The organism is Pseudomonas sp. (assembly GCF_050739995.1).
Taxonomy (GTDB): Bacteria; Pseudomonadota; Gammaproteobacteria; order Pseudomonadales; family Pseudomonadaceae; genus Aquipseudomonas.
On the sequence record NZ_JBOICG010000395.1, the window covers coordinates 1 to 2,630 of the forward strand.

2 protein-coding genes are annotated in these 2,630 nt (G+C 61.1%); one reads left to right on the plus strand and one right to left on the minus strand.

What is annotated here, in order from left to right:
• Window positions 1-1,197 (minus strand): amidase (locus ACRESD_RS13105; protein ID WP_431751286.1); only part of this gene is annotated, 1,197 nt, incomplete at its 3' end.
• A 335-nt stretch (window positions 1,198-1,532) separates the two neighbouring features.
• On the opposite strand from ACRESD_RS13105, the gene ACRESD_RS13110 reads away from it, so the two are divergent.
• Entirely contained in the window at window positions 1,533-2,522 is a 990-nt protein-coding gene (locus ACRESD_RS13110) for a GntR family transcriptional regulator (protein ID WP_431751287.1), read from the plus strand.
• Window positions 2,523-2,630 lie beyond the last annotated feature (108 nt).

Here is a 2,630-nt window from a genome sequence, read left to right on the forward strand (position 1 = left end):
GTCCAGCAAACTGCCGGGCATGGTCAGGCGCAGGGTGGCGAGGTTGGTTTGGACAAACAGCTCGTCGTCGGCCTCCAGCGGTGCCAGGGCGGGGGCGACATGGGCAACGGTGGGCGTGATCAGGATCGCGCCATCGAGGTCGTCGATCAGTTGCTGTTGCAGGCGCCGACGCGCATCGAGCAAGTGAACCAGTTGGCTGGCGGGCAAGGTACGTGCGGCTTCAAGTCGGCGGCGTACGCGGGGGTCGAGTTGTTCGGCATCGGCGCTGTCGAGCAACGTTTCATGCAGGGCGAACGCTTCGAATGAGCCGAGCCAGCCGTGATGCTTGATCAACTCCAGCGTGGCCTCAAACGTGGCGGACCGACGCACCGTGATCAACGCCCCGGCTGCGTTCAATTGATCCACCGCATGCAGCAGGTTGCTGCGTACGGCCGGCTCGATGCCTTCCAGTGCGCCTTGCTCCAGCACAAAACACTGGCCCTTGAGGCTACCGGGGATGTGCTGCTGGGTGCGGCCGTTGAGCAGATCGTCAATGGCCAGCGCATCGCGCACGCTGCGGGCCAACGGGCCGAGGCTGTCAAGGGTGTGGGCCAGGGGAAATACACCGTCGCGGCTGTAGCGACGGCTGCTGCTACGGTAGCCCACCAGACCATTGAGGGCGGCGGGGATACGAATCGAGCCGGCGGTGTCGGTGCCCATGGCAATCGGCACAATCCCGGCGGCGACGGCCACCGCCGAACCGGAAGACGAACCGCCAGGAATACGTGGCTGATCGGTGCCATGGGGATTGCACGGCGTGCCGAAATGCGGGTTCAGGCCCAGGCCGGAGTACGCCAGTTCGCTGAGGTTGGTCTTGCCGACGCTGACCATCCCGGCGCGACTCAGCAGGCCCACACTCGGCGCATCGAGCACAGCGGCCGGTGCACTGCGACGGTAGGCGGCGCCAGCGGTAGTGATGCTGCCGGCCACGTCGAACAAATCCTTCCAGGCCAGGGGCACACCGTCGAACACACTCAACGGCTGGCCGGCGCGCCAACGAGCGGCGGAAGCTTCAGCCTCACGGCGGGCACGTTCGGTGGTCAGGGAGATAAACACACTGGGGGCCATGTTCGCGTGGACCAGTGCCTGTTCGAGCACCTGTACCGGATCGCTGCAACCGTTGGCGAAAGCATCGGCCATTGAAGTGGCGTCTGACATGGTGACGACCTCTAAAAACGTACTTATTAATAAAATGTACGTTTTATAAAGGCAGATTTCATGCCAGTCTCAGTCGAGATCTTTTGTGCCAGGCTCAGCTTAATTCCCAATAACCACGGAATAGAGGGGTTGGCAGGCGACAAAATAGTCCGATAAAGCTTCTTGAGCAGTATCGGATTGAAATAATGTATCTTTTACTAATAAGTACATTTTAGTGCAGAAAAGTAACAGGCCTGCCATCACGGCCCCAGAAAAGTGCCACCGTCGTGGTACAGAGTGACAGGCGCAACTTATGAGAGAATCCCCGGCCACCGCCCTACCGACCAGAGAACGCGATGAAAGCAGTGTCCGCCTCGGCCTCCCGCTACGCGATGATTCACCAAGTGTTGCGTGACGCGATCACCAGCGGCACCGCCCGCCATGGGCTGGTTCTGCTGGAAGCGCCGCTGGCCGAATTGTTCGGCACCAGTCGCGTGCCGGTGCGCAAGGCGCTGGACCTGCTACATGCCGAAGGCTTGATCTGCCGCTTCAATGGCCGTGGTTACCTGATCAATCCCGATGGCGTGGCGATGGAGCCGCTGCGCCTGCCCTTGAGCCATGCGCACCTGGGGCTCAATGGTGAGGTTGAGCTAGTGGATACACGGCCATTGGGAGAGCGCATTGTCGAAGAGATCGGTGCGGCGCTGTCCACGTGCATCGCCTTCGGCCATTACCGCCTGGATGAACAAGCCGCCGCTGACCATTACGGCGTCAGCCGTGCCGTGGTGCGGGAAGCATTGATGCGCCTGCGCGATCGCGGCTTGGTGGAAAAGGAACCCTACTCCCAATGGCTCGCAGGGCCTCTGACCGCACGTGAAGTCACCGAAGACTACGAGCTGCGCGCCTGCCTGGAGCCCGAGGCCTTGCGCCAGAGCGCGCCGAACCTCGACCGCGAGCAGCTTGAAGCGATGCTACAGCGCGTGCTGGACGCCCAGGACAGCCCCCAGTGCAGCCTGGAAGCCATCGAGCAGATCGAAGAAGACTTGCATCAGCACTGCCTGGCCGGCTTGCAAAACCGCAAGATCGCCGCGCTGATCCGCCAAGGTCAGAGCCCCATGATCATCAGCCGAATTTTTTACCGATTGCTGGGGATCGGTGCCGATCCGGCGATGTTGGCCGAACATCGACTGATTCTTGAACTGCTGTTGCACGGTGCCTTTGATGCGGCGGCATTGAATCTGCGCGAGCATTTGCAGCGGGCCAGGCAGAGGATGTTGCAGCGCCTCAAAGTGCTGTCGGTGCTACCTGAACAACCCCTGCCCAGCTACCTGCACAAAATCAGCTGACTAAACACAATTCAACCTGTGGGAGCGGGCTTGCTCGCGAATGCGGTGTGTCAGTCACAATTGATTTATCTGACCCACCGCTTTCGCGAGCAAGCCCGCTCCCACATT

Bases quoted from the DNA above. Each gene is read 5' to 3' on its own strand.
- ACRESD_RS13110 (WP_431751287.1), top strand. From the start codon at position 1,533: ATGAAAGCAGTGTCCGCCTCGGCCTCCCGCTACGCGATGATTCACCAA.